Genomic DNA, 25,777 nt, shown 5'->3' on the forward strand with positions numbered 1-25,777 from the left:
ACGAAATGGATAGACATTGGGCGATAACTGTTGTCCGTCCATTAACCGTTTAGCAATCCGGCACCCTGAACATTCGTCGGGACAGCTTCCTCACAGAAGTCATGGACATCACCACACAATGAGAGGCGCCACCGCACCATGCTGAAAAGCCTTGTCACTCTGACTGCTGTATGCGCGCTAGCCGCAACTGCGCCCCTCGCCCTGGCCGAACCCGGTGATGATCCGGCGCCCGTGCAGCCGGTGGCCGACGCACCACCTCCCCCTCCCGGCGATACTGGCGCGATGCCGTCGGCGGACCCCGGCACCTTGTCCACCCCAGACGGCTGGATCCTCGCCGTCGCCGCGAAGGACGAGAGCCTGCTGCCAGTGGCACCGTTGACCACCGCGCTGTCCTCGCGCGAATACATCGTCGGCGGCACCTTCATCGGTGGCGTGAAGGGTGGCGGCAAGACCAAGCTGGCCGGTGGAACCCTGGAAGCCGGCTACCAGATTGGCTGCGGTATCACCGGTGGCCCCGTAGAGCTGATGGGTGGCGTCAGCCTCCAGCCCTCTATCAGCATGGCGGGTGTCCCCTCGGCCAGTGCCGGTGTCGTCGGCCAGATCAAGGTCGGCCTGAGGCCCGGCACGGTAACCATCGTCCCGGTCAACAAGAAGACCTTCGAGGGCACCACCACACGCACCACCATCACCGGATTCCGCATCAAGATCGACGGCTGCGTCGGACAGTCCTTCATCCGGTCGTACGCAACCTTCACCAGCTCAACCGAAAACACCGATGACGTGGTCACCTACATGGGTGTCACCAAGGCCGTCTGACGTTGATGACCAAAACTCACTCAGCCGCCCCACCACAAAAGACCACGAGAGGCCCCATTCCCATGCTCAAGAGTCTCGTCACCCTCACTGCCGTGTGCGCGCTCGCGGCGGCGGCGCCGTTCGCCCTGGCGGACCCGTCCGATGACCCACCACCCGTGCAGCCCGTCGCCGACGCCCCGCCGCCGCCCGCCGACGGCCCCCCGCCGGACAACGGTGTCGTCGGCTCGGAAGATCCGGGCATCGTCAAGACCCCCGACGGCTGGACCCTGACCGTCGGTGCCAAAGACGAGACCCAGCTGCCCATCCCGCCGCTGACCACCGCCACCTCGTCGCGCGAATACCTCGCCGGTGGCACGTTCACCGGCTCGGCCAAGGGTGGCGGCAGCACCAAGCTGTCCGGCGGCACGCTGGAAGCCGGCTACCAGATCGGCTGCGGCATCAGCCTGAACACCGTCAAGCTGAATGGTTCCATCGGTCTGAACGTCGGTCTGACCACCGGCGGCATCGGCAGCCTCGGCCTGCCCATTCAGGGCCAGATCGAGGTCCACCCCCAGCCCGGTGAGGTCATCAACGTCTCGGTCGACAAGAAGAAGTACAAGGGCAGCGAAGTGCGCATCACCCTCAAGGACGTGCACATCAAGATCGACGGTTGCATCGGCCAGTCGTTCCTGCGTTCGTACGCCGTGCTGACCAGCTCGTCAAAGGACAACGACGATATCGTCGCCTACTACGGCGTCACGAAGACCGTCTAGTTCAGACCGTCCGATCAAGTCCAGCGCAGAGGAGACGCAGCCATGAAAAACCCCGATCGTCCGTCCATCGTGAAGATCGGGGTGGCTGCGGCTCTTGCCGCCAGTGCGCTGTTCTCCTCCGCGGCAACCGCCGGAGCCGATCCCGGGGAACCCGACCCGGCTCCGGCGCCCGCCCCTGCGGCGCCTCCCGGCCCTCCGGAGCCGCCACCGCCTTCGCAGATCGGCAATCCGCTCGCCCTGTCCGGCACCGAACAGGGCCCCGGTGGCATACCCACCAACCTGGCGATCGTGGGTAATCCCAATCTGATCGGCCAGAATCCGGCACCGGCAGCACCAGCGGCACCGGGTGTCGAGACTCCCGTCGTCACCCCGAACACGAGGGCGCTGAACAACGAGTACCTGTTGCCACAGAACCTCAAACCCGCAGAGCCCGGCAAGGGCGAGATCTACGGGGTGAACCCCGGCGAAGAGAAAGCCGATATCTCCGGCGGTGACTATCTGGGCAGGCTCGTTCGGGGCGTTCAGGACGGTCAGTGGCGAGGCGGCATCGTGGGCCGTGGAACCAAGGAATCGCTCAACCAGCCGCTACCCGGCACCGCCCCGCCTCCCGGAACACGCATTCCCGGTTTGGGTGACGACTCGCAAGGCCCCGCACCCGAGCAGTGGCACTGGACCCCGCCCGAGGCGCCCGAAGGCGCTGCTCCCGCGCCGGGGGCACCGCCGGCACCTGCCGCCGCGCCAGCACCTGCCGCGCCTACGCCTCCCGCGTAACTATCGCCGAAGCGCCTTGCGCGCCAGATAGTTTCCAAAGAACTGCGCCGCCTGGACCAGCGCGATGATGATGACGGTCGATACGATTGTGACCTGCCAGTTGAAACGCTGATATCCCTGCACGATCGCGAAATCGCCCAAACCGCCACCTCCCACCAAACCTGCCATCGCGGACATGTCCACAATCCCGATGAGCACAAAGGTGTAGCCGAGTATCAACGGCCCGAGCGCTTCCGGCACCAGCAGCGTCAGGATGATCCGCAACGGCCCGGCACCGACTGCGCGCGCCGCCTCGATGACCCCGGGGTCGATGGTCACCAGGTTCTGTTCGACAATGCGCGCAATCGCGAAAGACGCCGCGACGATCATCACGAACACCACCGCCGTGGTGCCGATGGTCGTCCCCACCACCCCAAGTGTGATCGGTCCGAGTGCGGCGATCAACACCACGAACGGTATGGGCCGGACGATGTTCACCACTACGTTGAGCAGCGTATGCAGCACCCGGTTCTGCAACAGCCCACCGGATCTGGTGGTGTACAGCAGCACTCCCAAGCCCAGACCGATGACACCGCCCACCACCAGGGTGATCGACACCATGTACAGGGTGTCGCCAAAGGCTTCGAACAATTGCGGGCGCAACCGCTCCCAATTCGTCGTCATCGCCTCACCTGCTGGATGGTCGTCACTGCGGATAAGTCCGAAATAATCTGTGCCACTTGACTATCAGGCCCCTCAAGCTCGAGTGTGAGATTGCCGAAGGAGCGCGACTGAAGAGTGGTGATACCTCCGTAGACCACCTCGAAACGCACCCCGAGCTCGGTGGCACGTGCCAGCGCCGGTCCTATCTGGACACCCTCGCTGATCTCCACTGAGACGATGCTTCCCTTGTGCCGCTTAGCTATTCGGGTGACATCCGCGGCGCTCGGCGTGTTCTGCAGAACCGTGCCGACGAAGCGTTTACCCGCCTCACTCTGCGGAGTCGAGAAAACGTCGAAAACGGTGCCGGACTCGACGACCCTGCCATCGGCGAGAACCGCGACGCGATCGGCCACCGTACGCACCACGTCCATCTCATGGGTGATCACCACGATGGTGACCCCGAACTCGTCGTTCACCGTGCGCAGCAGTTGCAGCACATCGCCGGTGGTCTCGGGATCCAAAGCGCTGGTGGCCTCGTCGGCCAACAGGATCGACGGCGATGTCGCGAGTGCGCGCGCAATCCCGACACGTTGTTTCTGCCCACCGGAAAGCTGATCCGGATAGCTCTTGGCCTTCTCACCCAAGCCGACGAACTCCAGCAGCTCGGCGACCCGCGCGGTGCGCTTCTCGGCCGTCCACCCAGCCACCCGCAGCGGGTAGGCGATGTTTCCCGCCACGGTCCGGGACCGAAAGAGATTGAACTGCTGAAAGATCATGCCCACATCGGTGCGCAGACTACGCAATTCGCGCTCCCCGAGGGCGCTGACCTCGGCTCCGTCCACCACGACCCGACCAGAGCTGGGTCGCTCCAGTCCGTTGATGAGACGCACCAGGGTGCTCTTCCCCGCCCCCGAGTAACCGATCATGGCGAACACGTCGCCCGCGTCGATGTCCAGCGACACGTCATCGACGGCGGTGACGGTCTTCTTGCCCACCCGAAACGTCTTGCTGACGTTCTCGAACCGGATGAGCGGCGCCGCTCCCGTCATTTCTCGGCGCGGATCTGCTGCTCGATCCTCGCCAGAATCGACGCGCAGTCCTGGCCACTCTTTGTCACGGTCAATTGAGTTCCCTTGCTCTCCTTGGCGTATGCCTCGGTGACGGCCGGGGAATGGAAGACATCGACGAGTTTCTGATAGGTCGGATTGTCCTTCTCCTCATCGCGCGCAACGATGACGTTGATGTACGGCTCGGCGCCCGGACTGGCCGGGTCATCGGCGTAGAGCGCGCTCTTGGGGTCGATATTCGACTGCGCCAGATAGGTGTTGTTGATGACGGCGCCATCGGTCGACTTGAGAGACAACGCGGTCTGCGCCGCGTCCACCAGCGTCACGGTGACCCTGGAGGCCCCCTTGTCTATATCGGCCACACTCGGTGTCGTACGGCCGCCCTTGAGCGCGATGAGCCCGGCCGCCTTCAACACGAACAGCGCGCGCGCCTGGTTGGGCGGGTCGTTGGGAATCGCGATCTGTCCGCCTTGTGGAATGTCCGCAATCAGCTTGTGCTTCTGCGAATAGAGTCCGAGCGGCACGATATAGGTGGCACCGACCGGCGCAAGATTCGCGTTATCGGCAACGTTGTATTCACCCAGGAAACGAAGGTGCTGGAATAGATTCACATCGATCTGCTTTTGAGTGAGTGCCACATTGGGCTGGCTGTAGTCGGTGAAGTTGGTGGTGACGAGTTTGATTCCCGCCTTCCCTGCTTCCTCGACAAAGACGTCCCACGAGTCTTTACCCGCCTCTGTGGTGCCGATACGCACGATGTTTCCCCCACGATCGTCGCTCGCGGAGCACCCTACAGTCCCCATGGCTATCGCGACGGCTGCGAGAGCAATGGCAATGCGCTTCATGTCTACCTTCCAAAATTCAGTGTGATCACAATGGTTGACATTGTGGAATTTCTGAAGGCTCAGCAAATTTAATAATGGCCCCAGAACGGCGCCACAGTACCAGAATAGAAAACGCAATGCGCCCTGTACGAACGCGAAATGAGCCGCCGAAGCCTAGGCCGCGGCGGGCACCGCGTCGACCGGCGGCGGGGTGGGCATGGCAGGCAGCGGTGGACCGCCGTTACCCGGCCCGGCAGCCGGGATCTGCGCCACCAACTGCGACTGCATCTGTGCGGATATCGCCGACCAGGACATGGCCGCGGGCTTTCCACCCCACCGCAGCGAGTAGATGCCGACCAGCAATGCCTGGCCGGGCTGGGTGATGGTGTACACCGGACCACCCGAATCACCGTGTTGCCCACCGACATCCGTCATGGTGAACCAGCCGTTGTTGATCGCATCGACCTTGCCGCACGTCTCGCCCGACACCGAGCCCATCAGGCACACCGGGAGCCCGGGTTCGGGGCCCGCGTTCTGGGTCATGCGCAGCGCAACCCCGTTGGGCAGGTTGCTGCTCAGCTCGACCCCGGGCGCGAACGTGATGCCCTCATAGTCCGAGACGACGTCGCCGGGGCCGATCGCTCCGCCTGTTGGCAGGTTCCGGCTCATCAGCAGCACCTCGCCGACACGGTTCCCTCCCAGATCGGTGACCGCGCCGGTGGCGTTGCAATGTCCCGCCGTCAGACCGATTCGCGATATCGGATCGACGTAGCCGAGCGTGCAACGGCTATCCCCCTGGACAATCGACATGCCCGGGAAAGCGACAATCTTGGGCGGAGTTTCCGAGGCTGGATCGGCGAATGAAAGCGCAGGTGAAGCAACGAGAATGCCGGCGGCAGCGGCGACCGTGGACATGCCACATGCCAGTGCTCTGCTCACGTTTTTCACCACAACCAGCCCTCGGTTGACAATCCCGCCCTGCAAATGAGCATGGCGTCGGATTGCTGGGGTGTCAATTTCATCGCCAGCAACGTCGTCGTGTCGCGAGCCTCCCAGTGGTCGCGGTCAGCCTCTACGATCGGTCCCATGCGCAACCGCATCCGACTCGCCCTTATCCCCGTAGCCGTCGCCGCCATCGCCCTGGCCGGCTGCTCCAAGACCGAGAAGGCCGACCCCAGCCTGCCCGAGGCCGCCACGCTGCTCAGCGAATCGGCGGCCACCACCAAGACCCAGACCAGCACGCACATCGTGCTCAAGGTCACCGGCGACAAGCCGACCCTCAAGCTGTCGGACCTGACCGGCGATCTGACCACCACACCCGCCGTGGCCGCCAAGGGCACCGCCAAGACCGGGGGGCTGGAACTGCCGTTCGTCGTGGTCGACGGCGAGCTGTTCGCGCAGCTCGGCAGCGCGTACTCCAGCATGGGACCGGTCAAGGACATCTACGACATCGGGCTGATTCTCGACCCCAACAAGGGGCTGGCCAACCTGCTGGCCAACATCACCGATGCCAAGTCCCAAAAGGTCGAGACCGTCGACGGTGTCGATTCGGTTCTCGTGACCGGAACGATGAACAAGGACGCCTTGAACACCTTCACCGGCGGCACCACGCTCACCGCCGACATTCCGGCCAAGGCGTGGATCCAGAAGGACGACAAGCACCTGCTGACCAAGATCAGTGTCGACACCTCGCCGGGTAACACCATCGAGATGTCGTTGTCCGACTGGGGCAAGCCGGTCACGGTCGACAAGCCCGCCCTGTGACGCACACAGCGACGGAGGAGCCCGGTACCTCCCTACCCCTGCGGCATCGCAGCATCGCCATCGGCGCCGGAAGCCTGGCGGTGCTCCTGGGCGCCCTGGACACCTACGTCGTAGTCAGTGTCTTCACCGACATCATGACTACCGTCGGCATCGCGCTGAACAACATCCAGCAGGTCACTCCGATCGTCACGGGTTACCTACTGGGATATATCGCCGCGATGCCGCTGCTGGGACAGGCCTCCGACCGATTCGGCCGCCGCCTCATCCTGCAGCTGGCGCTGGCGGGCTTCGCGATCGGTTCGATCGTCACGGCGCTGTCCACCGACCTGACGATGCTGGTCACGGGCCGCATCATTCAGGGTGTGGCCAGTGGCGCGCTGCTTCCGGTCACGCTGGCTCTGGGCGCCGATCTGTGGGCGCAACGCAATCGCGCGACCGTTCTCGGCGGTATCGGTGCCGCCCAGGAACTGGGCAGCGTGCTCGGCCCCCTGTACGGCGTACTGTGCGTATGGCTGTTCGGCCACTGGACCGCCATCTTCTGGGTCAACGTGCCGTTGGCAATCATCGCCATCGTATTGGTCCAGTTCAGCGTGCCCGCGCACCAGCACGACCCGAATCGGCCGAAGGTGGACGTCGTCGGGGGCGCACTGCTGGCCGCCGCATTGGCGCTGCTGGTGGTGGGTTTATACAGTCCCGATCCGAAAGTCTCGGCCCTACCCGAGTGGGCCCTGCCGGTTCTGATCGGATCAGGGGTCGCATTCCTGGCGTTCATCCTCTGGGAATCGCGGGCCAAAACCCGGCTGATCAAGCCAGAAGGCGTGCGGTTCGGCCCGTTCTTCGCGGCGTTGGCCGCGTCCCTGGCCGCCGGTGCGGCGTTGATGGTGACACTGGTCAACATCGAGCTGCTCGGGCAGGGAGTGCTGCAGATGAACAAGGCCGACGCGGTCTTCCTGCTGTCCCGCTTCCTTGTCGCACTGCCGATCGGGGCTGTGATCGGCGGCTGGCTCGCGACCCGATTCGGCGATCGGATCATCGCCGTCATCGGCCTGCTCATCGCCGCGTTCGGGTACTACCTGATCTCCGGTTGGCCGGTAGACGTGTTGGATGCCGTGCACAACTTCGGGCTCTTCACGCTGCCCCGGCTCGACACCGACCTGGTGGTCGCCGGTGTGGGTCTGGGCCTGGTGATCGGACCGCTGTCATCCGCGGCTCTCCGCGTTGTGCCCGCCGCTCAGCACGGCATCGCCTCGGCCCTCGTGGTGGTGGCTCGAATGACGGGCATGCTCATCGGCATGGCTGCCCTCGGCGGTTGGGGTATTCACCGCTTCTACCAGAACTTCGATGCGCTGGCCGCCAAGGAACCCAAGCCGACCGGAAAGCCGAATTTCATGGAGCTACAAATGCGGCTCCTGAACCGCAGCATCACCGCCTACAGCGAGATGTACAGCGAGATGTTCGCAATCACGGCAATCGTCTGTGTGATCGGCGCGGTGATCGCGCTGTTCATCGGTTCACACCGCAAGGCGGGGAACGAGGCTCAGTAGCACGTCGGGTCCCATGCGTTCGATCTGGTCGTACTCCCAGTGCAGCGCGCGTGACAGGGTGGTGACGCCCACGTCCTCCACGGCGGGGACGTTGCCACCCAACAGCATTGGGGCGAGGTAGGCCAGGATTCGGTCCACCAGGCCGGCACGCAGAAAGGCCCCGGCCAACGTCGGTCCACCCTCCAGGAAGATGTCGGTTCGGTCCGCCAGCGCCGCAAGCACCTCGGCCGGGTCGTGGGTGCGGATCACCATGGTGTGCGAGTCGTCGTTCAATACCTTTGCATCCGAGGAGACCTCGCGCATACCGATGACGACGCGCAGCGGCTGGTGGGGAAACAACGCGTTCTCGGGCGTGCGCGCAGTGAGCTGTGGATCGTCGGCGAAGACGGTGCCAGTACCCACGAGAACGGCATCGGCGAACGCGCGGCGCCGGTGCACGTCGGCGCGGGACTGCTCGCTGGTGATCCACTGACTGGTGCCGTCATTGGCGGCGCTGCGCCCGTCGACACTGGCGCCGTACTTCCAGGTGACATGGGGACGACCGGTACGTTGTTTGTACAACCATTCGCGCAGCGTTCCTGCCGAGACCAGCTCTGTGCCCACACCGTCGATGACGTCGATACCCAGCGCACGCAAGCGCTCTGCTCCCCCGGCCGCCTGTGGATTTGGATCGGCGACGGCGTAGACAACACGTGAAATACCCGCAGCTGCAAGCGCATCCACGCAGGGGCCGGTTCTTCCCTGGTGATTGCACGGCTCCAGGGTCACGACAGCGGTGCCGCCTGCCGCGGCATCACCGGCCTGGCGCAGCGCCACCACCTCTGCGTGTTCCTGTCCGGGCGGACGGGTGCCGCCGACTCCGGCAACCACTCCCGCCGCATCCAGGATCACCGCACCCACGGGCGGGTTCGGATAGGTACTGCCCTTGACTTCCTCGGCGGCCCGGATCGCCAGATCCATGGCGGCATCGAGACCAATCGGGTTGGTCATATCAGCGGGCCAAATGTGCTGCCGCCCTGGCAGCTTGCTCACGCAAAGCCCGCACCGCCGCTTGGGGGTCTTGCGCCCCGTAGACGGCCGAACCAGCCACGAAACAGTCGACACCGGCCTCAGCGGCCTGCTCGATGGTGTCGGCATTGATGCCGCCGTCGATCTCCACGAGCACCGTCAGTTCACCGGAATCGACGAGCTTACGCACCGTGCGCACCTTGTCGAGCACGCCCGCGATAAAGGATTGTCCGCCGAATCCCGGTTCCACCGACATCACCAGCAGCGTGTCAAAGTCCTTGAGCACCTCCAGATATGGATCCAGAGGCGTGCCCGGCTTGATGCTGAGTCCAGCCTTGGCACCCGCGGCCCGGATGTCACGGGCGACGGCGATGGGATTATCCGTGGCCTCGGCATGGAAGGTCACATTGTGCGCCCCCGCCTCGGCGTATCCGGGCGCCCACCGGTCAGGATTGTCGATCATCAGATGGCAGTCGATTGGGATATCGGTTGCGGCCAGCAGGCTGTCGACGACAGGGAGACCCAGTGTCAGATTGGGTACAAAGTGCCCATCCATGACGTCCACATGCAACCAGTCGGCTCCTTCCACTGCCGCCATCTCATCGGCGAGACGTGCGAAATCGGCAGACAGGATCGACGGGGCGATCATGGGAGCGCGGTGAGACATGCCGTTCAGCTTATGTGCCGGATCATGCGTGTTTACGCAGGAGGGCGGTGAACATGGCATCGGTGCCGTGCCGGTGCGGCCACAACTGCACCGCATCGGTATCGCCGAGCCTGTCCACTCCGGGGAACACCACACGGGCGTCCTCGGCTGCCACCGGATGACGGCGCACTGCATCAGAGACCACACCCACCGTTTCGGCCAGGTGCGGCGAACAGGTGCTGTACACGACGATGCCGCCCGGCCGGGTCAATTCGATGGCGCTGGAAAGCAATTCGCGTTGCAACTTGACCAGCGCCGGAATATCACCCGGTTGACGGCGCCAGCGGGCCTCCGGGCGGCGGCGCAATGCGCCCAGCCCCGTGCACGGGGCATCGACCAGCACGCGGTCGAAGGATCCGGGCACCAAGCCGCTTTCGCGCCCGTCCGTCGTGAGCACCGTCACCGGCAGGGATTTCGTGGCGGCGGCCACCAGTTCGGCGCGATGGGCAGCGACCTCGATCGCCGTGACGTGCGCTCCACGCTCGGCCGCCAGTGCGCCCAGTAGCGCGGTCTTGCCGCCAGGCCCCGCGCACAGGTCAAGCCATTGCTCGTCGGTTCCGTCCAGCGAAGCCAATGCGGTCGCGCGCGCGACCAGCTGGCTGCCTTCGTCCTGCACCTGTGCCAGGCCATCGCGGACTGAGTCGACCCGACCCGGATTTCCGCCGGGCAGGTACACGGCATAGGGCGAGTAACGGCCGACGGTGCCGCCCACCTCGTCGGCCAGCGTGACCGCGTCGATATGCCCAGGACGCGCGGCGAGGTGCACCACGGGACGCTCATCATCGCTGGCGAGCACATCGGCAAGCTCACCTGCCGCGGGGCCAAGTGCATCGGAGAACGCCTGCGCGATCCATCGTGGATGGGCGGTCGCGAAGGCGAGTCGGCCTATCCTGTCGGATTCCGGCGGGGCCAGCTCATCGACCCATTCCTGCTCACTGCGGCGCGAGATCGTCCGCAGCACCGCATTCACGAAACCGGCTCTGCCCTGGTCGAATTCGACGGCCACGGCATCTACCGTGGTGGACAGTGCAGCGTGTGGTTCCACGCGGGTGCGCAATAGTTGGTAGGCCCCCAGTCGCAAGGGATCACGCAACCCCTCGTCAACCTGGTCGATGGTGCGGCCCGCCGCCGACGCGATGACCGCATCGAGAAGACCACGAGCCCTGGACGTTCCATAGGTGAGTTCGGTAGCGAAAGCGGCGTCGCGCCCGGTGATACCGCGTTCACGCAGCAGTGCGGGCAGGGCCAGATTGGCATACGCATCCTGGCGCGATACCGCGCGCAGTACGTCGAGCGCGGCCTGACGTGCCGGGTCGAGCTTGTGGCGTGCACGCTCCTTCGGGCGCGCATCCTGGTTGGGCCGTCGGCGTGGTGGTCGGGTAGTCACAGTGCGCGCACCTCCGCGTCCAGCCGGGCGCCGCGCGCCCAATCGACAGCGTTCATCAGCTTCTTACCTTGGGGTTGTACCTCGTCGAGCGCGATCGGTGTGGTGCCGGTGCCCACCAGCACGTCACGCTTGCGGACCGCGAAGGCTCCGGGTGGTAGTTCCTCGGCGGGCACATCCACATCTGTTCTCACCGGTCCAACCTTGATACGAATGTCCCCGATAGTGGTCCAGGCACCGGGTTCGGGTGTCATGGCGCGGATATGGCGATCTATCGCGTGGGCAGGAAGCTCCCATCGGATGCGTGCCTGTTCCACCGTGATCTTCGGTGCGACGCTCACTCCGTCGGCCGGCTGCGGCACGGCCACCAGTGCCCCGTCTTCGATCCCGTCCATTGTCGATTCAAGAAGCCCCGCACCGGATTCGGCAAGCCGCCCCAGCAGCGCACCGGCGGTGTCACGTGCGGTGATCCGTTCGGTGACCACGCCATAGACGGGCCCGCTGTCCAGCGCGGGCTCGATGAGAAATGTCGTGGCACCTGTTATCTGGTCCCCGGCCGCGATGGATGCCTGCACGGGTGCGGCACCGCGCCACGCGGGCAACAGCGAGAAATGCAAGTTCACCCAGCCGTGAGTGGGCACGGCGAGCAGTTCTGGTTTCAGCAGGGCGCCGTAGGCGACCACCGCGCAGCAGTCCGGAGCGAGTTCGGTGAGCTCACTGACGAATTCCGCGTCGTTGGGCCGCGCCGGTGTGAGCACAGGCAGCCCGTGCTCGCGGGCCAGCTCGGCCACCGGCGACGCCGCCGCGGCCCGTCCCCTGCCCGCGCGGGCGTCGGGCCGCGTCAGTACCGCGACAACCTCGTGACGGGAGGCCAGCAGCCTTCGCAGAGACGGCAACGCCGGGGCCGGAGTACCGGCGAACACTATGCGCACCGCGTCAGTCTAGGAAGGATGCACCGTCCACATCGAATCCCAGGCGCGACGGCCAACCCTGGAGCCGTACACATGGTTCGCCGAGCAGAGCGGCACTAAGTCTGGATACATCCGATACCATGATTTCGATGGCTACCAGAGGACGAGGCCGGCCGAGTGGCGCTCCGTATGATCGCAAACTGCGAGCAGAAGAACTACTTGACGCCGCGGAGCGCGCGATTCGCAACACGGGAGGCACCGTCTCCATCGCCGAGGTTGCCAGGGAGGCCGGATTCGCCCGGTCCGCCTGCTATGCAATCTTTCCCACCAAGGCGGACCTGCTGCGGGCGTTAAGCCGCCGCCACGCCGATCGGCTGATCTCCGGTTCGTGGCGAGACAGCATGGTCGGCGATATACGCGACCAGACCCGGGCGTTTGCCGACATCGTCATCGACTGGATCACCGCGGAACCGGAGCTGTACATCGCGCTTGATCGCGACCTCACCGCGCAGGAACGGCTCGATCACGGGGTGTTCGACCTCATCGCGCAGGTCACCGAGGAACATTTGCAGGCCGAGTTCCCCGGCAATCACATGCAACAGCTGGCGCCGATCTGGTCGCGGCTGGCGGTTGGCGGTGTGCTCATGACGATCAACTGGTGGAGCGCCTCGCGGACTCTTAGCCGGGACGATCTCATCGGCTATATCGTCGAGACCTTCGCCCAGGGCATCAGCGCCGGTCCCGCGCTCGTCGCCGCTAACACCTGAGGTTCGCCCGATCAGCCCACATGCAGCGGGTCGATCTGCACTCTGACGGGTTCCGCGTCGCGCCGGGCACTCAACGTTGCCACTCCACGGCGCAAAGCTGCGGCCATCTCCAGCCCGGCTGTGCGCGGTACGCGTACGAGCATGCGCACCACTTCGGCACCATCGGATATCCCGGCCGGCCGGCGCGCTCCCGCCGGAAGATCGACCGGCCCCAACAGTTCGGCGCCCCCGGGCAGCTCCGCGGTGTCGACCAGGGCAGCCACCGCTGCGGCAGGCCCGTCGATGGCCGCGATGTGCACCTGCGGCGGCAATCCAACCTCTGCGCGCGCGACCAATTCGCCGGCGGCATGCCCCACCGGATCCCACCGGATGAGTGCCTGCACGGTGGGCAGTGTGGAGTCCGCGACCACCACCACGGCGCCACCTTCTTCATGTCCGCGCACCAACGCCGCGGCTGCCATCCACTTCCGCAACGTGTCTTCCGCGGCGCGTAGGTCCTGGCGTCCCAGCAGCGCCCATGCGTCCAAGAGCAGCGCCGCGCCATAACCGTTGGGTGTCAAGGGCTCTGCCCCCGGCGTGCACACCACCAGGCTCGGCGGCCCGGTGACCATGGTGTGCACCTCGCCGCCACCGGAGGTCACCACGGGGACCCCGGGCAGTGCCCGGCCCAGTTCCTCGGCCGTTCTGCGGGCACCCACCACCACGGCGCGGACCGCACTGGAGCCACAGCGGACGCAATGCAGGTCAGCATCCACGCGTCCGCACCAGCGGCAGCTGGGGCTGACATTGTTGGACGGCCCGCCGGGCCCTTCCAAAGCCAGTGGGCCGGTGCAGTGACGGCACCGCGCGACAGTGCGGCACCGGGTACAGGCCAACGCCGGAACGTATCCACGTCGCGGCACCTGCACGAGCACCGAGTGGCCGCGCTTCAACGCATCGCGCGCAGCCTTCAGCGCCACCATGGGAAGCCGCGCCGAACGTGCCGCCGGGTCGCGTTCCTGCGCGTACCCGCTGTCGTCGAGAGCACTGATCCGCGCGCAGGCCCTGCGCACCACAGGCCGGGCCGCCACAAGGTCGTGTGCCCAGCGGCTCTCCACGAGCGCCTGCGCTTCGGCGGTGCGCGCGTACCCACCGATCACCGCCGCGCATCGCAGCTGATGTGCGCGCAGCATGGCCACCTCGCGGGCGTGCGGGTAGGGCGAACGGGGTTCGGCGAGATTGTCGTCGCCGTCGTCCCACACCATCACCAGACCCAAATTGGCCACCGGGGCGAACACCGCGGCCCTGGTACCGATCACCACGGTCGCATCTCCACGCAGTACCGCCAGCCAGCGCCGATATCGCTCGGCGGGTCCGAGTTCCGCCGAAAGCGCGATAACGCGCGGTGCCCCAATATGTTTCACACACTCGGCGGACAACGCATCGATATCGCGCTGATCGGGGACGACTGCCAGCACTCCCCTGCCGGTGCCGGATGCGGCCACCGCCGCCTCGGCGAGGCGAGTGCACCAGGCCTCGCCGGGCAGCGCCTGCCACGCCGCGCGTGCTGCCCTGCCCTGCGACAGTGCCTCGAGAAAACGCTCGCCGCGCTGGTAACGAGCCCAGCCCGATCCGTCGACCGCTGGCAACTCGAAGTCATCGGCTGCCGACGGGCGAGTTTCCTTCTCGGCCCGCGCATGGCGTGGCGGCAGCGCGAGTCGCAACACGTCGGCGCGGGTTCCCGCGTATCGGGCCGCCACCGCGTCAACGAGCCTGCGCACATCCGGCGTCAGCACCCGCGTGGGTGACACCACGCGATCCAGCCACCCGAGCTTGCCCGCGTGATCGCTTTCGGAACGGCGTTCCAGCAGGATCGCGTCGACAAGCCGGCCATGGAAGCGCACCCGCACCCGTACTCCGGGCTGGGCGTCGTCGGATTGCTCCGCGGACACCAAATAGTCGAACTCACGATCGAGATGCGGCACGGTGAGCAGCGGCAGCACCCGGGCAACCGGCTCATGCTCGGCCACCACCCGCGTCGCAGTCACCTGGTGGTTCTAGCAGACGCCCCCGACTCGCAGGTCAGCACCCGTTACAGTGACGGCATGACCGCCACCGAAACCGGCATCGACCCGATCATCCTCAAGATCCTGGAAGCTGTTCCGATTCAGCTCGTTTCGCCGGACGGGCCGCAGGCTTCCCGGGACGCGTATCGCGCGATCGCCACCGCGCGCCCGCCGTGGATCGAGGTGGCCAAGGTAGAGGACCGCACCATCCCGGGCCCCGCGGGTGAGATACCGGTACGTATCTACTCTCCGTCCGAGGATGGAGTGCACCCGGTGTTTGTGCTGATCCATGGGGGCGGCTGGGTGATCGGCGACCTCGATACCCACGACGCGGTCGGCCGCGCCGCGGCCGTGCAGGCCGACGCCGTGGTGGTGTCGGTGGACTACCGACTGGCACCGGAGCATCCCTACCCCGCGGCGGTCGAAGACTGCTGGGCCGCACTGCAATGGGTGCATCAACACGCCGCGGAGATCGGCGGCGATCCGGATCGTCTCGCCGTGGGTGGCGATTCCGCCGGCGGAAACCTGTCCGCGGTGCTGGCTCAGCTGGCCCGCGATAACGGCATTCCGCTGGCCTTCCAGGTGCTGTGGTACCCGGCCACCACCTTCGACGTGACGCTGCCATCGATGATCGAGAATGCCGAGGCACCCGTCCTGGACACGAAGGCCGTCGCGGGGCTGAGCAAGTGGTATCTCGGGGACACCAATCCGGCCACCGCGGGTCCGACGCTGGTCCCGGCGCGTGCCGAGAGCTTCGAGGGGCTGGCCCCGGCGTTCATCGGGACCGCGCAATTCGATCCGCTGCGCGACGACGGCGCCACGTACGCCGAGCTGCTCAGCGGGGCCGGCGTGCCGGTGGAACTGCACAACGCCCCCACTCTTATCCACGGCTACCTGGGCTACGCCGATATCGTGCCCGCCGCCACCGAAGAGCGCGACCGATCACTGGCCGCCCTCAAGAAGGCGTTGCACGGCTAGCCCGGCCCGATCTCCGGCTCAACACATACATCAGCGCGCCCCCCAAGAGCGCTCCGGCCGGCCATGAAAGTGCCGTCAGGCTCTGCGCCGAGGGCGCGAGCGCGATGGCGACCGCCGCCGCACCGGAAACACCCAGTGCGATCAGCGCCGCGGGGTTGAACCCGCGGGCGTAGTAGTAGGCGCCTTCGGTGGACTCGGAGTACAGGTCGGCGGTATTGGTGCGCTGCCGGCGCAGCAGGTAGTAGTCCACCACCAGGATTCCGAACACCGGACCCATGAGCGCGCCGACCCCGCCGAGGAAGTACACGATCGCGGCTTCATTCCCCCAGATCTTCCAGGGAAGCACCGCGACCGATAGGACCGCCGTGATGATGCCCCCGGTACGAAACGAGATGTATTTCGGTGCGACATTGGAGATGTCGTAGGACGGGGACACGAAGTTGAGCACCACGTTGATGCCGACGGTGGCGATGGCGAAGAGAATCGCCGCGACGACCACTATGGCATCGGAGTCGATATCGGCGACCAACTCCACTGGGTCGGTCATCGCGCTGCCGTACTTCTTCAGCGCGGCAAGCGATATGACGATCGAGATCACCACAAAGGCGGTCTCATTGAGCGGGATCCCCAGTGCGTTCCCCCGCAGGATCGCCCGCCTGCTCGGGGCAAAACGTGCGAAGTCCGCGTAGTTGACCAGGGGGCCTGCCATGAATGCGACCATCAGGAATGCGACACCAGTGAATGCCAGCATCGTGGGCCCCGGTGCCAGCGGCGGGCCCACGCGCGCACCGAAGTCGATGCTCCAGCCCACACTGGCCAGCATCCATATCGCCAGCGCGATCATGCCGATCCAGACGACCGGACCCGCCACATCGGACACCTTCCGAACGATCTCCATGCCGTAGTTGAGAATCAGCAGCTGCACGGTCCACAGCGTCAGGAAAGCGGCCCATCCCAGTGCGTGCAAACCCAGGAACGTCGGCTCGGTCCAGGACCGTAGCCCCGGATCCAGGCGCAACAGCAGCACGATGACCGCCGTGGATGCCAGATAGGTCTGGATTCCGTACCAGAAGATGGCCACCAGTCCCCGTAACAGTGCCGGCACGTTGGCGCCGAAGACCCCGAAGGTGGCGCGCGCGAAAACCGGGAAGGGCACCCCCAGCCGCTGGCCGGCGATTCCGATCAGGTTACTTCCGCCCCAGAGCACCAGTACCCCGGTGAACAGCGCGAGCATGGTCTGCCAGCCCGTCAGCCCTAACGCGAGCATGCCCACGGCGAATCCGTAGCTGCCGAGACTGTGCGCCGAGGTCATCCAGAGGCAGAAGATGTCCCAAGTCCGCCAGGTGGCCTGCCCGGCAGTCGTGGGTGCCAGGTCTTCGTTACTCAGCCTGCCGGGCGCCAAAACCTGCGTGAGCTCTCCCTCTGTTGTGGTCATCAGCTCTTCGCCGTGATGTGTTGCGACAGAGCGGGAATAATCGTCTCTCCGTACACCCGCAGTGTCTCCTCCTTGTTGTCGTGCTGCAGATATCCGGCGAATTGGTCCACGCCCAGCGCCTTGAGCTCCAACAACTTTACGATGTGATCCGCCGCGGTGCCGAGCACACAGAAGCGATCGACGATGTCATCGCCCACGAACTCCGCGTGAGTGTTCCCGGCCCGGCCATGCTGGTTGTAGTCGTATCCCTGACGTCCACTGATGTAGTCGGTAAGAGACTGTGGCACTTCACCGTTGGATCCGTATCTCGCCACGATGTCGGCGACGTGATTGCCCACCATTCCACCGAACCATCGGCATTGGTCGCGCATATGCGTCCAGTCCGATCCCACATACATGGGTGCGGCCACGCAGATCCGCACGTCCGCCGGATCCCGTCCGGCCGCCGCGGCGGCATCACGCACCGCCCCGATCATCCACCGTGCGATGTCGATATCGGCCAGCTGCAGGATGAACCCGTCGGCCACCTCACCGGTCAGGGCGAGCGCTTTCGGGCCGTATGCCGCGACCCACACCTGAAGTTCAGATCCTCGACTCCACGGGAATTGCATGGTGGCACCGTGGTATTCGACGGGCCGCGAGTTCGCGAGCTCCCTGATGACGTGGATTGATTCACGCAATGTGGTCAACGTCGTGGGCGCGCCACCGGTCACCCGCACCGCCGAATCGCCACGACCGATTCCGCATATCGTGCGGTTCCCATACATGTCGTTCAGGGTGGCGTACAGCGACGCGGTGACGGTCCAGTCCCGCGTCGCCGGGTTGGTGACCATGGGGCCCACCACAATCCGCGTGGTCTCATGCAGGATCTGGCTGTAAAGCACGTAGGGCTCCTGCCACAACAGATGCGAATCGAAGGTCCACAGATGGGTGAAGCCATGCGCCTCTGCAAGTTTCGCCAGCTGTACGGTCCGCGCCGCCGGTGGATCACATTGCAAGACAACCCCGAAGTCCATCGCAGGTCCTCTCTATCGACCGACCTCAGATGAGGTATTGACACAGGTCGCGGCGCACGAAAGCGCCGTCTCCCTTACTGCCCAGATACTCGTCGCCGTCGACGATCACCTTCCCGCGGGAGAGCACGGTGTCGACATGCCCGTCGATCTCATATCCCTCCCACGCCGAGTGGTCCATGTTCATGTGATGGGTCTTGCCCAACCCGATCGAGGTGTGTCCGCGGGGATCGTAGACAACGATGTCCGCGTCGGCACCCGGCGCGATCACTCCCTTGCGGCCATACAGCCCGAACATTCGTGCCGGAGTCGTCGAGGTGATCTCGACCCATCGCTCCAGAGTGATCCGGCCGTCTACGACGCCCTGGTACAGCAGATCCATCCGGTGCTCAATCGAGCCGATCCCGTTGGGAATCTTCGAGAAGTCACCCACGCCTATGTCCTTCTGCCCCTTCATGCAGAACGGACAATGGTCCGTGGAGACCATCTGGATGTCGTTGGTACGCAGCGCGCGCCACATCTCGTCCTGGTGGTGTTCGCGCTTCGACCGCAGCGGGGTCGAACAAACCCACTTGGCTCCCTCAAACCCCGGCGCACCCAAGTTGTCCTCCAGAGACAGGTACAAGTACTGCGGGCAGGTCTCCCCATACACGTTTTGGCCGGCATCACGTGCGGCGGCCAACTGCGCGACGGCCTGTTTGGCCGAGACGTGTACGACGTACAGGGGCGCACCGGTCAGATTGGACAGCATGATGGCGCGGTGGGTGGCCTCCTCCTCCAGCTGCCAGGCCCGGGCGATGCCGTGGTAGTACGGATCCGTCTTACCGGCCGCAAGTAGTTGAGCCACTAAAACATCTATGGCAGGGCCATTCTCGGCATGCATCATGGTCATCAGCCCGGTGTCTGCACCCACCTGCATGGCGCGCAGTATCTGCGCATCGTCACTGTAAAAGACCCCCGGATACGCCATGAACATCTTGTAGCTGGTAATGCCCTCGTCAGCCAATCGGTGCAGCGCCGTCAGCGAGGCATCGTTGACATCGCCCACAATCTGATGAAAGGAATAGTCCACCGCACACTGGCCCGCCGCCATCTCGTGCCAGGTTTGCAGCGAATCTTCAAGCCGCTCACCGTACTTCTGCACGGCGAAATCGATGATGGTGGTGGTGCCGCCCCAGGCCGCGGCGCGCGTCCCGGTCTCGAAATCATCGGATGCCGTGGTACCGCCGAAGGGCATCGACATATGGGTATGGGCATCGATGCCACCGGGAATCACGTACTTACCGGCGGCCTCGACCACGGTGTCCACGGCGCTGGCCAGATCCACCCCGAGCAGCGTGCTGCCGGGCAACAGGACCGCCGCGATCTTCTCACCATCAACCAGAACATCTGCGGCGCCACGGCCTGTCGCGGTTACCACGGTGCCGCCCCGAATAAGGATCGTAGCCATCGCGGGCCTCCTACGGGGCGACGATCGGGTCGTAGGTGTCCGGCCTGCGATCCCGATAGAACTGCCAGTCCCCCCGCACCTCACGGACCACGGACAGGTCCAGATCCCGGATCACGATCTCTTCGGCACTCTCTGAAGCGATCTCACCCACATAGTTGCCGCGCGGGTCCACGAAGTAGGAACTGCCGTAGAAAGTCACGGCCTGATCCCCGAATTCGCCGTTCTCGGTTCCTATCCGGTTGTTGGCACCGACGAAGTACTGGTTGGCTGCCGCCGCGGCGGGCTGCTCCAGTTCCCAAAGCCTATTGGACAGCCCAGGTTTGGTGGCCGAAGGGTTGAAGACCAGCTCGGCTCCCGCGAGCCCGTAATTACGCCAGCCCTCTGGGAAATGTCGGTCGTAACAGATGTAGACACCGATCTTTCCCACCGCGGTGTCGAACACCGGGTACCCGAGATTTCCGGGCCGAAAGTAGAACTTCTCCCAGAATCGATCGAGGTGAGGAATGTGATGCTTACGGTATTTTCCCAGGTAGGTGCCGTCGGCGTCGATGACCGCCGCGGTGTTGTAGAGAACTCCCGGGCGCTCCTCCTCGTACACCGGGAGCACCATGACCATGTGGTGTTCCCTGGCGAGCGCCGCGAACCGCTCGGTGACCGGACCGGGCACCGACTCGGCGTATTCGTAGTACTTCTTGTCCTGCACGATCCCGAAATAGGGGCCGTAGAAGAGCTCCTGGAAGCAGATCACCTGGGCGCCACCGGACGCCGCTTCGGCGACAAAACGCTCATGCTTGGCCAGCATCGATTCCTTGTCGCCAGTCCAAGTCGCTTGCGTCAGTGCGGCTCTGATCACCGTCATTGGCAGACTCTATGCGCACCTCGCCCGGCGCGCGCGCCAATCCGCACAACACCGGCGCGTACGCCCGGCGGTTGGCCGCTTGTGATGGGCGCAATGCACCCGTGGTAGAACACGTTACAGTTCTGCGGCACACATCAGGGCGATGCCGCCCACTCACCGAGGGAATGGTCATGCACTGGTACACCGGCGACACCACGTACGACACCGTGCTGACGGCGGCCTTCGGTTTCGCGGCATTCGTGATCATCGGAGGTCTTTTCGCGCAGAGTTCGTACGGGCGATTCTCGACGACGAAGCTCGGCCTCAATCTGAACCCGAAACTCGGTTGGTGGCTGATGGAGATTCCGGCGACCGCGGTGTTTCTCGTCTGCTATCTGACCGGACCTGCGCGTTTCGAGCCCACGTCCTTGGTTCTCGCCGGAATATGGCTGCTGCACTACGCCAACCGCGGCTGGTACTTCCCGCTCGCCATCCGCCAGGTACCCGGCAAGCGCAGTACGTTCAACGTCTCGGTGGTGGTCATGGGCATGCTCGTCACCTCGATGCACGGATACCTCAACGGAACCCTTTTCAGCCACGACTTCTTCGGGCAGTACAACCGCGCCTGGCTACACGACCCACGATTCCTGCTCGGCCTGGCCGTCTATCTGTGCGGCTTCACGCTGCTGCTCAGTTCGGAATCGATCGTGCGAAACCTGCGTGACAAGAAGAACCCCGGCGGCGCCGAGTACCGCATCCCGTTCGGCGGTGGCTTCCGATTCGTCACCAGTCCGGCATATCTGGGCGAGCTGATCGCCTGGGCCGGCTTCGCCCTGCTCACCTGGGCCCTCCCCGGCGTCGTCATCCTGTTGATCACGGCCGGCAATCTGATCCCACGCGCATTGGCCACCCACCGCTGGTACCAGGAGAAGTTCGCCGACTATCCGGCCGAGCGAAAAGCGCTGGTCCCCTACCTCATATGAGTACAGCAGCGATAAAAAAAGCGCCGGGCGTGAACACTGTTCACGCCCGGCGCTTTTTCGCGAAGAGGCTAGATGGCTGCCTTGAGCGCATCGACCCGGTCGGTCCGCTCCCACGGCAGGTCGATGTCGGTGCGGCCGAAGTGGCCGTACGCGGCAGTCTGCGCGTAGATCGGTCGCAGCAGATCCAGATCGCGGATGATCGCGCCTGGACGCAGATCGAAGACCTCGTTGATGGCCTTCTGGATCTTGGCCTGGTCGACCGTGTTGGTGCCGAAGGTGTCGACGAACAGGCCCACCGGGGCGGCCTTGCCGATGGCGTAGGCAACCTGCACCTCGACGCGATCCGCCAGCCCGGCAGCCACCACGTTCTTGGCGACCCAGCGCATGGCGTACGCAGCCGAGCGGTCCACCTTTGACGGGTCCTTACCGGAGAACGCACCGCCGCCGTGGCGGGCCCAGCCGCCGTAGGTGTCGACGATGATCTTGCGGCCGGTCAGGCCGGCGTCACCCATCGGACCACCCAGCACGAACTTTCCGGTCGGGTTCACCAGCAGCCGGTAGTCGGAGATGTCCAGCGATTCCTGCTCGAGCTCGTCCAGAACGGTGTTGACGACCTTCTCGCGGATATCCGGGGTCAGCAGGTTTTCCAGGTCGATGTCGGCAGCGTGCTGCGTAGAGAGCACAACAGTGTCCAGGCGCACGGCCTTGTGGCCGTCGTACTCGATGGTGACCTGGGTCTTGCCGTCGGGGCGCAGGTACGGCAGCAGACCGTCCTTGCGGACCTCGGTCAGACGTCGCGCGAGGCGGTGCGCCAACGCGATGGGCAGCGGCATGAGCTCGGGGGTGTCGTTGATGGCATACCCGAACATCAGGCCCTGGTCTCCGGCTCCCTGGGCGTCAAGGGGATCTGCGGCACCCTCCACACGGGCCTCATGTGCGGTGTCGACGCCCTGCGCGATATCGGGAGACTGAGCACCGATGGCGATGTTCACACCGCAGGAGTGCCCGTCGAAGCCCTTGGAGGACGAGTCGTAGCCGATCTCCAGCACGCGATCACGCACGATCTTGGGGATATCGGCGTAGGCGGAGGTGGTGACCTCACCGGCGACGTGGACCTGACCGGTGGTCACCAGCGTCTCCACCGCGACCCGGGACTTGGGGTCCTGTGCGAGCAGCGCGTCGAGAATCGAGTCGCTGATGGCATCACAGATCTTGTCCGGGTGCCCTTCGGTCACCGATTCACTGGTGAAAAGCCGTCCCGCTGAGCTCACCGCGCAGCCCCTTTCAGATCGTTACGTGTCCTAATCATTATGGCCGACGATTTGGTATCGGGGCCATGCCGGGTTGTCAGGTTCACTGACAAAGTCCGGCGACGGCATCCACAATACGGCTTGCCATCAGAACTTTGGTGCCGTGCTCCAACACGACTTCGGCGATCTCACCACCGCCTTGAGCGGACAGCAGCCATCCATCGTTGCTATCCACCTCAAAGGCTCGCCCCTCGCCAACAGCGTTGACTACCAACAGATCACAGCCCTTGCGCTTCAGCTTGGCGCGGGCATGGAACAGTACGTCGCCGTTGGCGTCACCGGTTTCGGCCGCAAACCCGACGATGGCCCGCATCCTGGGCAGCTGCCCGTCTGAGCGCGCACGGACCACCCCCGCCAACACGTCGGCGTTACGCAGTAACTCGATGGGCGCATCGACGGGATTCTCACCGTCGGCGCCGTGGCTCTTTTTGATCTTGCTGGTCGCAACGTGCGCGGGCCGAAAATCGGCCACGGCGGCCGCCATGATCAACACCTCGGCCGCCGGCGCGTGTTTGGTCACCGCATCCTGTAATTGCGCGGCAGAGCTGATGTGCACGACGTCGACTCCGGCCGGGTCGGGCAACCCGACGGTATGACCCGCGATGAGTGTGACCTCGGCGCCGCGCTGTGCGGCCACCCGGGCGATCGCGTATCCCTGCTTACCGGAGCTGCGATTTCCGATGAAGCGGACGGGATCCAGGGGCTCACGGGTGCCACCGGCCGTCACCAGGACGCGCACACCTGCCAGATCGTGCGGGAGAGCATCGGCTCGCGCCAGCAGCAGCTGTGCCAGTGTCGTGATTTCCTCGGCCTCGGGAAGCCGGCCCGGACCGGTATCGGCGCCGGTAAGGCGTCCTGAAGCGGGCTCTAAGACCACCGCGCCATGGCTTCGCAATGTCGCGACATTCTGCTGCGTTGCCGGGTGCTGCCACATCTCCGTGTGCATTGCGGGCGCGAACAGGACCGGACAACGCGCGGTCAGCAGGGTTGCGGTCAGCAGATCGTCGGCGCGGCCAGTGGCCGCGCGGGCCAACAGGTCGGCGGTGGCAGGAGCGACCACGACAAGGTCTGCGTCCTGCCCGAGCCGAACATGCGGGACCTGCGGAACATCGTCGAACACCCCGGTTCGGGCCGGCTCACCCGAGAGCGCCTCGAAGGTGGCAGCACCCACGAACTGCAGAGCCGACTCGGTCGGTATGACCCGGACGCTGTGTCCGGCCTCCGCGAGTTGGCGCACCACAGTGCACGCCTTGTACGCGGCGATTCCTCCGCCTACTCCGACGATGATCCGCGACACAGCCGGACCTCAGGCCCGATGCTCTTCGCGCGAGCCGCTCATCGCAGCTTCTACTCGCCTTCGGTGTGCTCAAGCAGGTCGCCGTGGATCTCGCGCAGCGCGATCGACAGCGGCTTCTCCTGCAGACCCGGCTCGACCAGCGGCCCCACGTACTCGAGGATGCCGTCGCCCAGCTGGTTGTAGTAGTCATTGATCTGGCGTGCGCGCTTGGCTGCGTAGATCACGAGCGCGTACTTGCTCGATGCCCGCGCCAGCAGCTCGTCGATCGGCGGGTTGGTGATACCCAGCGGCGTGTCGAGCGCGGCGTCGTAGCTTTCGGTGCCCGGTTCGACGATGACGTCAGTCTGGGAGGTGCTCACTAAGAAATCTCCTGGATAGGTATATGGCGCTGAATGTGGCGGGCGCGGTATTCGCAGTCTTTGTTCATGCGCTGCCGATTAACGTCCGACCAATAACGATACCAACTGTGCGCAGGCATTTTCCAACTGGTCATTGACGACGACGACATCAAAGTCGCTTTGAGCCGCCATTTCGACCTCGGCAGTTTCCAATCGCCGGGCGATCACGGTCTCCGATTCGGTGCCTCGGCCGGTAAGCCGCTGCACCAGCGCATCCCAGCTCGGTGGCGACAGGAAGACGGTCAGAGCCTGCGGAAGTACCGCCTTGATGGCGCGGGCGCCGGCCAGATCGACCTCGATGAGGGTCGGCCGCCCGGCCTCCATGGCCTCGTGAACAGGCGCCGCAGGGGTTCCTGAACGCTGCAAGCCGCCATGAATATCGGCCCATTCCAGCAGCGCACCGGTGTCAATGAGCCGCTGGAACTCCTCGGTGGTGACGAAGTGGTAGTCCACGCCGTCCACCTCACCAGGCCTCGGGGCCCTGGTGGTGGCGGAGACGCTGAAGAAAAGACCATCCACGTCATCGCGTAACCGATGCACCACGGTGGACTTACCGACGGCTGAGGGGCCGGATAGGACTACTACCCGGCCCCTCGTCGAAGCTGTCATCTGGAGAAGATCAGGAGAAGTCGAACCGCTCCAGCAGCGCCTTGCGCTGACGGTCGCCGAGGCCACGCAGACGGCGGGTCGGGGCGATCTCCAGCTCGGTCATGATCTCCTGCGCCTTGACCTTGCCGACCTTGGGCAGGGCCTCCAGCAGAGCGGAAACCTTCATCTTGCCGAGGACCTCGTCGGTCTCGGCGTCCTTGAGCACCTGCTTGAGATTGGTGCCGCCTTTCTTGAGCTTCTCCTTGAGCTCGGCCCGGGCGCGGCGGGCGGCAGCCGCCTTCGCCAACGCGGCGGCACGCTGCTCGTCAGTCAACTGTGGAAGGGCCACGATTCCTCCGTCTCATACGAAACTCGTCGGTTTTTCTGATCGGCTGGAAAACAACCAGCCAGCGACAGCGACCGTACCCACGCCAACCGACATATGTGAACCCCACCCCCCTCATCTCGGTGAAAATCGCCTGCTAG

The 25,777-nt window shown here is 64.9% G+C and carries 26 protein-coding genes; 8 read left to right on the forward strand and 18 right to left on the reverse strand.

Annotation, left to right across the window (positions count from 1 at the left end; genetic code table 11):
- The first annotated feature begins 138 nt into the window (after window positions 1–138).
- From AOT87_RS06665 to AOT87_RS28790, 3 genes are all read left to right on the forward strand, one after another.
- Window positions 139–816 carry an MspA family porin gene (locus AOT87_RS06665; protein ID WP_057967974.1) on the forward strand — a complete coding sequence of 226 codons (678 nt, stop codon included), beginning with the start codon at window positions 139–141 and terminating at the stop codon, window positions 814–816.
- A gap of 62 nt (window positions 817–878) precedes the next feature.
- Window positions 879–1,568, forward strand: coding sequence for an MspA family porin (locus AOT87_RS06670; RefSeq protein WP_057967973.1), 690 nt, complete (start codon window positions 879–881; stop codon window positions 1,566–1,568).
- Between the two features lie 42 nt (window positions 1,569–1,610).
- Complete coding sequence (locus AOT87_RS28790) at window positions 1,611–2,339, forward strand: hypothetical protein (RefSeq protein WP_044103932.1); 729 nt, start codon at window positions 1,611–1,613, stop codon at window positions 2,337–2,339.
- Here the strand turns inward: AOT87_RS28790 and AOT87_RS06680 are convergent, their stop codons facing one another.
- The 4 genes from AOT87_RS06680 to AOT87_RS06695 form a co-directional block, all read right to left on the reverse strand.
- A complete protein-coding gene (locus AOT87_RS06680) occupies window positions 2,340–3,002 on the reverse strand; it encodes a methionine ABC transporter permease (protein ID WP_057967972.1) in 663 nt (220 codons plus the stop codon). It lies immediately after the preceding gene.
- Entirely contained in the window at window positions 2,999–4,030 is a 1,032-nt protein-coding gene (locus tag AOT87_RS06685) for a methionine ABC transporter ATP-binding protein (RefSeq protein WP_057967971.1), read from the reverse strand. Before AOT87_RS06685 ends, AOT87_RS06680 begins: the two co-directional genes overlap by 4 nt.
- Window positions 4,027–4,893, reverse strand: a complete 867-nt coding sequence (locus AOT87_RS06690) for a MetQ/NlpA family ABC transporter substrate-binding protein (protein ID WP_030093524.1) — start codon at window positions 4,891–4,893, stop codon at window positions 4,027–4,029. Before AOT87_RS06690 ends, AOT87_RS06685 begins: the two co-directional genes overlap by 4 nt.
- 153 nt (window positions 4,894–5,046) lie before the next feature.
- Window positions 5,047–5,787 carry a hypothetical protein gene (locus AOT87_RS06695; RefSeq protein WP_030093525.1) on the reverse strand — a complete coding sequence of 247 codons (741 nt, stop codon included), beginning with the start codon at window positions 5,785–5,787 and terminating at the stop codon, window positions 5,047–5,049.
- Window positions 5,788–5,958: 171 nt separating this feature from the next.
- On the opposite strand from AOT87_RS06695, the gene AOT87_RS06700 reads away from it, so the two are divergent.
- Window positions 5,959–6,636, forward strand: coding sequence for an LppX_LprAFG lipoprotein (locus tag AOT87_RS06700; protein ID WP_046253886.1), 678 nt, complete (start codon window positions 5,959–5,961; stop codon window positions 6,634–6,636).
- Window positions 6,633–8,180 (forward strand): MFS transporter, encoded by a 1,548-nt coding sequence (locus AOT87_RS06705; protein ID WP_057967970.1) that lies wholly within the window; start codon window positions 6,633–6,635, stop codon window positions 8,178–8,180. Before AOT87_RS06700 ends, AOT87_RS06705 begins: the two co-directional genes overlap by 4 nt.
- Here AOT87_RS06705 and ribD read toward each other — a convergent pair.
- From ribD to fmt, 4 genes are read right to left on the reverse strand one after another with little or no spacing between them, the layout of a single operon-like run.
- Window positions 8,148–9,170 (reverse strand): bifunctional diaminohydroxyphosphoribosylaminopyrimidine deaminase/5-amino-6-(5-phosphoribosylamino)uracil reductase RibD, encoded by a 1,023-nt coding sequence (gene ribD, locus AOT87_RS06710; protein WP_057967969.1) that lies wholly within the window; start codon window positions 9,168–9,170, stop codon window positions 8,148–8,150. The two genes, AOT87_RS06705 and ribD, sit on opposite strands and share 33 nt — an antisense overlap.
- Window position 9,171: 1 nt before the next feature.
- On the reverse strand, window positions 9,172–9,837 hold the full coding sequence (gene rpe, locus AOT87_RS06715) for a ribulose-phosphate 3-epimerase (RefSeq protein WP_030093529.1): 666 nt from the start codon (window positions 9,835–9,837) through the stop codon (window positions 9,172–9,174).
- A 40-nt stretch (window positions 9,838–9,877) separates the two neighbouring features.
- The gene (locus tag AOT87_RS06720; protein ID WP_057967968.1) at window positions 9,878–11,281 is read right to left on the reverse strand and encodes a transcription antitermination factor NusB; all 1,404 of its coding nucleotides are present in this window, start codon (window positions 11,279–11,281) and stop codon (window positions 9,878–9,880) included.
- Window positions 11,278–12,210: a methionyl-tRNA formyltransferase gene (gene fmt / locus AOT87_RS06725; RefSeq protein ID WP_057967967.1), complete on the reverse strand. Its 933-nt coding sequence runs from the start codon at window positions 12,208–12,210 to the stop codon at window positions 11,278–11,280. The genes AOT87_RS06720 and fmt overlap by 4 nt, the downstream gene beginning before the upstream one ends.
- A 179-nt stretch (window positions 12,211–12,389) precedes the next feature.
- Here fmt and AOT87_RS06730 point away from each other — a divergent pair, with 179 nt between their 5' ends.
- Window positions 12,390–12,956, forward strand: a complete 567-nt coding sequence (locus AOT87_RS06730; RefSeq protein ID WP_030093532.1) for a TetR/AcrR family transcriptional regulator — start codon at window positions 12,390–12,392, stop codon at window positions 12,954–12,956.
- An 11-nt stretch (window positions 12,957–12,967) separates the two neighbouring features.
- On the opposite strand, the gene AOT87_RS06735 is transcribed toward AOT87_RS06730, so the two are convergent.
- Window positions 12,968–14,983: a primosomal protein N' gene (locus AOT87_RS06735; RefSeq protein WP_057967966.1), complete on the reverse strand. Its 2,016-nt coding sequence runs from the start codon at window positions 14,981–14,983 to the stop codon at window positions 12,968–12,970.
- A gap of 57 nt (window positions 14,984–15,040) precedes the next feature.
- On the opposite strand from AOT87_RS06735, the gene AOT87_RS06740 reads away from it, so the two are divergent.
- Window positions 15,041–15,979 carry an alpha/beta hydrolase gene (locus AOT87_RS06740; RefSeq protein ID WP_057966039.1) on the forward strand — a complete coding sequence of 313 codons (939 nt, stop codon included), beginning with the start codon at window positions 15,041–15,043 and terminating at the stop codon, window positions 15,977–15,979.
- Here the strand turns inward: AOT87_RS06740 and AOT87_RS06745 are convergent.
- Genes AOT87_RS06745 through AOT87_RS06760 form a run of 4 tightly spaced genes read right to left on the reverse strand, consistent with a single transcriptional unit; the run spans window position 15,957 to window position 20,736 of the window.
- Window positions 15,957–17,414, reverse strand: a complete 1,458-nt coding sequence (locus AOT87_RS06745; protein WP_057967965.1) for an NCS1 family nucleobase:cation symporter-1 — start codon at window positions 17,412–17,414, stop codon at window positions 15,957–15,959. The genes AOT87_RS06740 and AOT87_RS06745 overlap by 23 nt on opposite strands.
- Window positions 17,414–18,430: a TIGR03842 family LLM class F420-dependent oxidoreductase gene (locus AOT87_RS06750; RefSeq protein WP_057967964.1), complete on the reverse strand. Its 1,017-nt coding sequence runs from the start codon at window positions 18,428–18,430 to the stop codon at window positions 17,414–17,416. Before AOT87_RS06750 ends, AOT87_RS06745 begins: the two co-directional genes overlap by 1 nt.
- 25 nt (window positions 18,431–18,455) lie before the next feature.
- Window positions 18,456–19,877: a dihydropyrimidinase gene (gene hydA, locus AOT87_RS06755; RefSeq protein WP_057967963.1), complete on the reverse strand. Its 1,422-nt coding sequence runs from the start codon at window positions 19,875–19,877 to the stop codon at window positions 18,456–18,458.
- Between the two features lie 10 nt (window positions 19,878–19,887).
- Window positions 19,888–20,736, reverse strand: coding sequence for a nitrilase-related carbon-nitrogen hydrolase (locus tag AOT87_RS06760; protein ID WP_057967962.1), 849 nt, complete (start codon window positions 20,734–20,736; stop codon window positions 19,888–19,890).
- 170 nt (window positions 20,737–20,906) lie between these two features.
- Between AOT87_RS06760 and AOT87_RS06765 the strand changes: the two genes are divergently transcribed.
- Window positions 20,907–21,698: a 3-oxo-5-alpha-steroid 4-dehydrogenase gene (locus AOT87_RS06765; RefSeq protein WP_057967994.1), complete on the forward strand. Its 792-nt coding sequence runs from the start codon at window positions 20,907–20,909 to the stop codon at window positions 21,696–21,698.
- Between the two features lie 68 nt (window positions 21,699–21,766).
- Here AOT87_RS06765 and metK read toward each other — a convergent pair whose 3' ends face one another.
- The 5 genes from metK to mihF form a co-directional block, all read right to left on the reverse strand.
- Entirely contained in the window at window positions 21,767–22,969 is a 1,203-nt protein-coding gene (gene metK / locus AOT87_RS06770; RefSeq protein WP_030093540.1) for a methionine adenosyltransferase, read from the reverse strand.
- Between the two features lie 82 nt (window positions 22,970–23,051).
- The gene (gene coaBC, locus AOT87_RS06775; RefSeq protein ID WP_057967961.1) at window positions 23,052–24,305 is read right to left on the reverse strand and encodes a bifunctional phosphopantothenoylcysteine decarboxylase/phosphopantothenate--cysteine ligase CoaBC; all 1,254 of its coding nucleotides are present in this window, start codon (window positions 24,303–24,305) and stop codon (window positions 23,052–23,054) included.
- Between the two features lie 50 nt (window positions 24,306–24,355).
- On the reverse strand, window positions 24,356–24,640 hold the full coding sequence (rpoZ, locus tag AOT87_RS06780; RefSeq protein WP_225422047.1) for a DNA-directed RNA polymerase subunit omega: 285 nt from the start codon (window positions 24,638–24,640) through the stop codon (window positions 24,356–24,358).
- 102 nt (window positions 24,641–24,742) lie between these two features.
- On the reverse strand, window positions 24,743–25,312 hold the full coding sequence (gmk, locus tag AOT87_RS06785) for a guanylate kinase (protein WP_057967960.1): 570 nt from the start codon (window positions 25,310–25,312) through the stop codon (window positions 24,743–24,745).
- A gap of 10 nt (window positions 25,313–25,322) precedes the next feature.
- Window positions 25,323–25,640 (reverse strand): integration host factor, actinobacterial type, encoded by a 318-nt coding sequence (gene mihF / locus AOT87_RS06790; protein ID WP_030093544.1) that lies wholly within the window; start codon window positions 25,638–25,640, stop codon window positions 25,323–25,325.
- Between the last annotated feature and the right edge of the window lie 137 nt (window positions 25,641–25,777).

Source organism: Mycobacteroides sp. H003 (genome assembly GCF_001440135.1).
GTDB classification, from domain to species: Bacteria; Actinomycetota; Actinomycetes; order Mycobacteriales; family Mycobacteriaceae; genus Mycobacterium; species Mycobacterium gwanakae.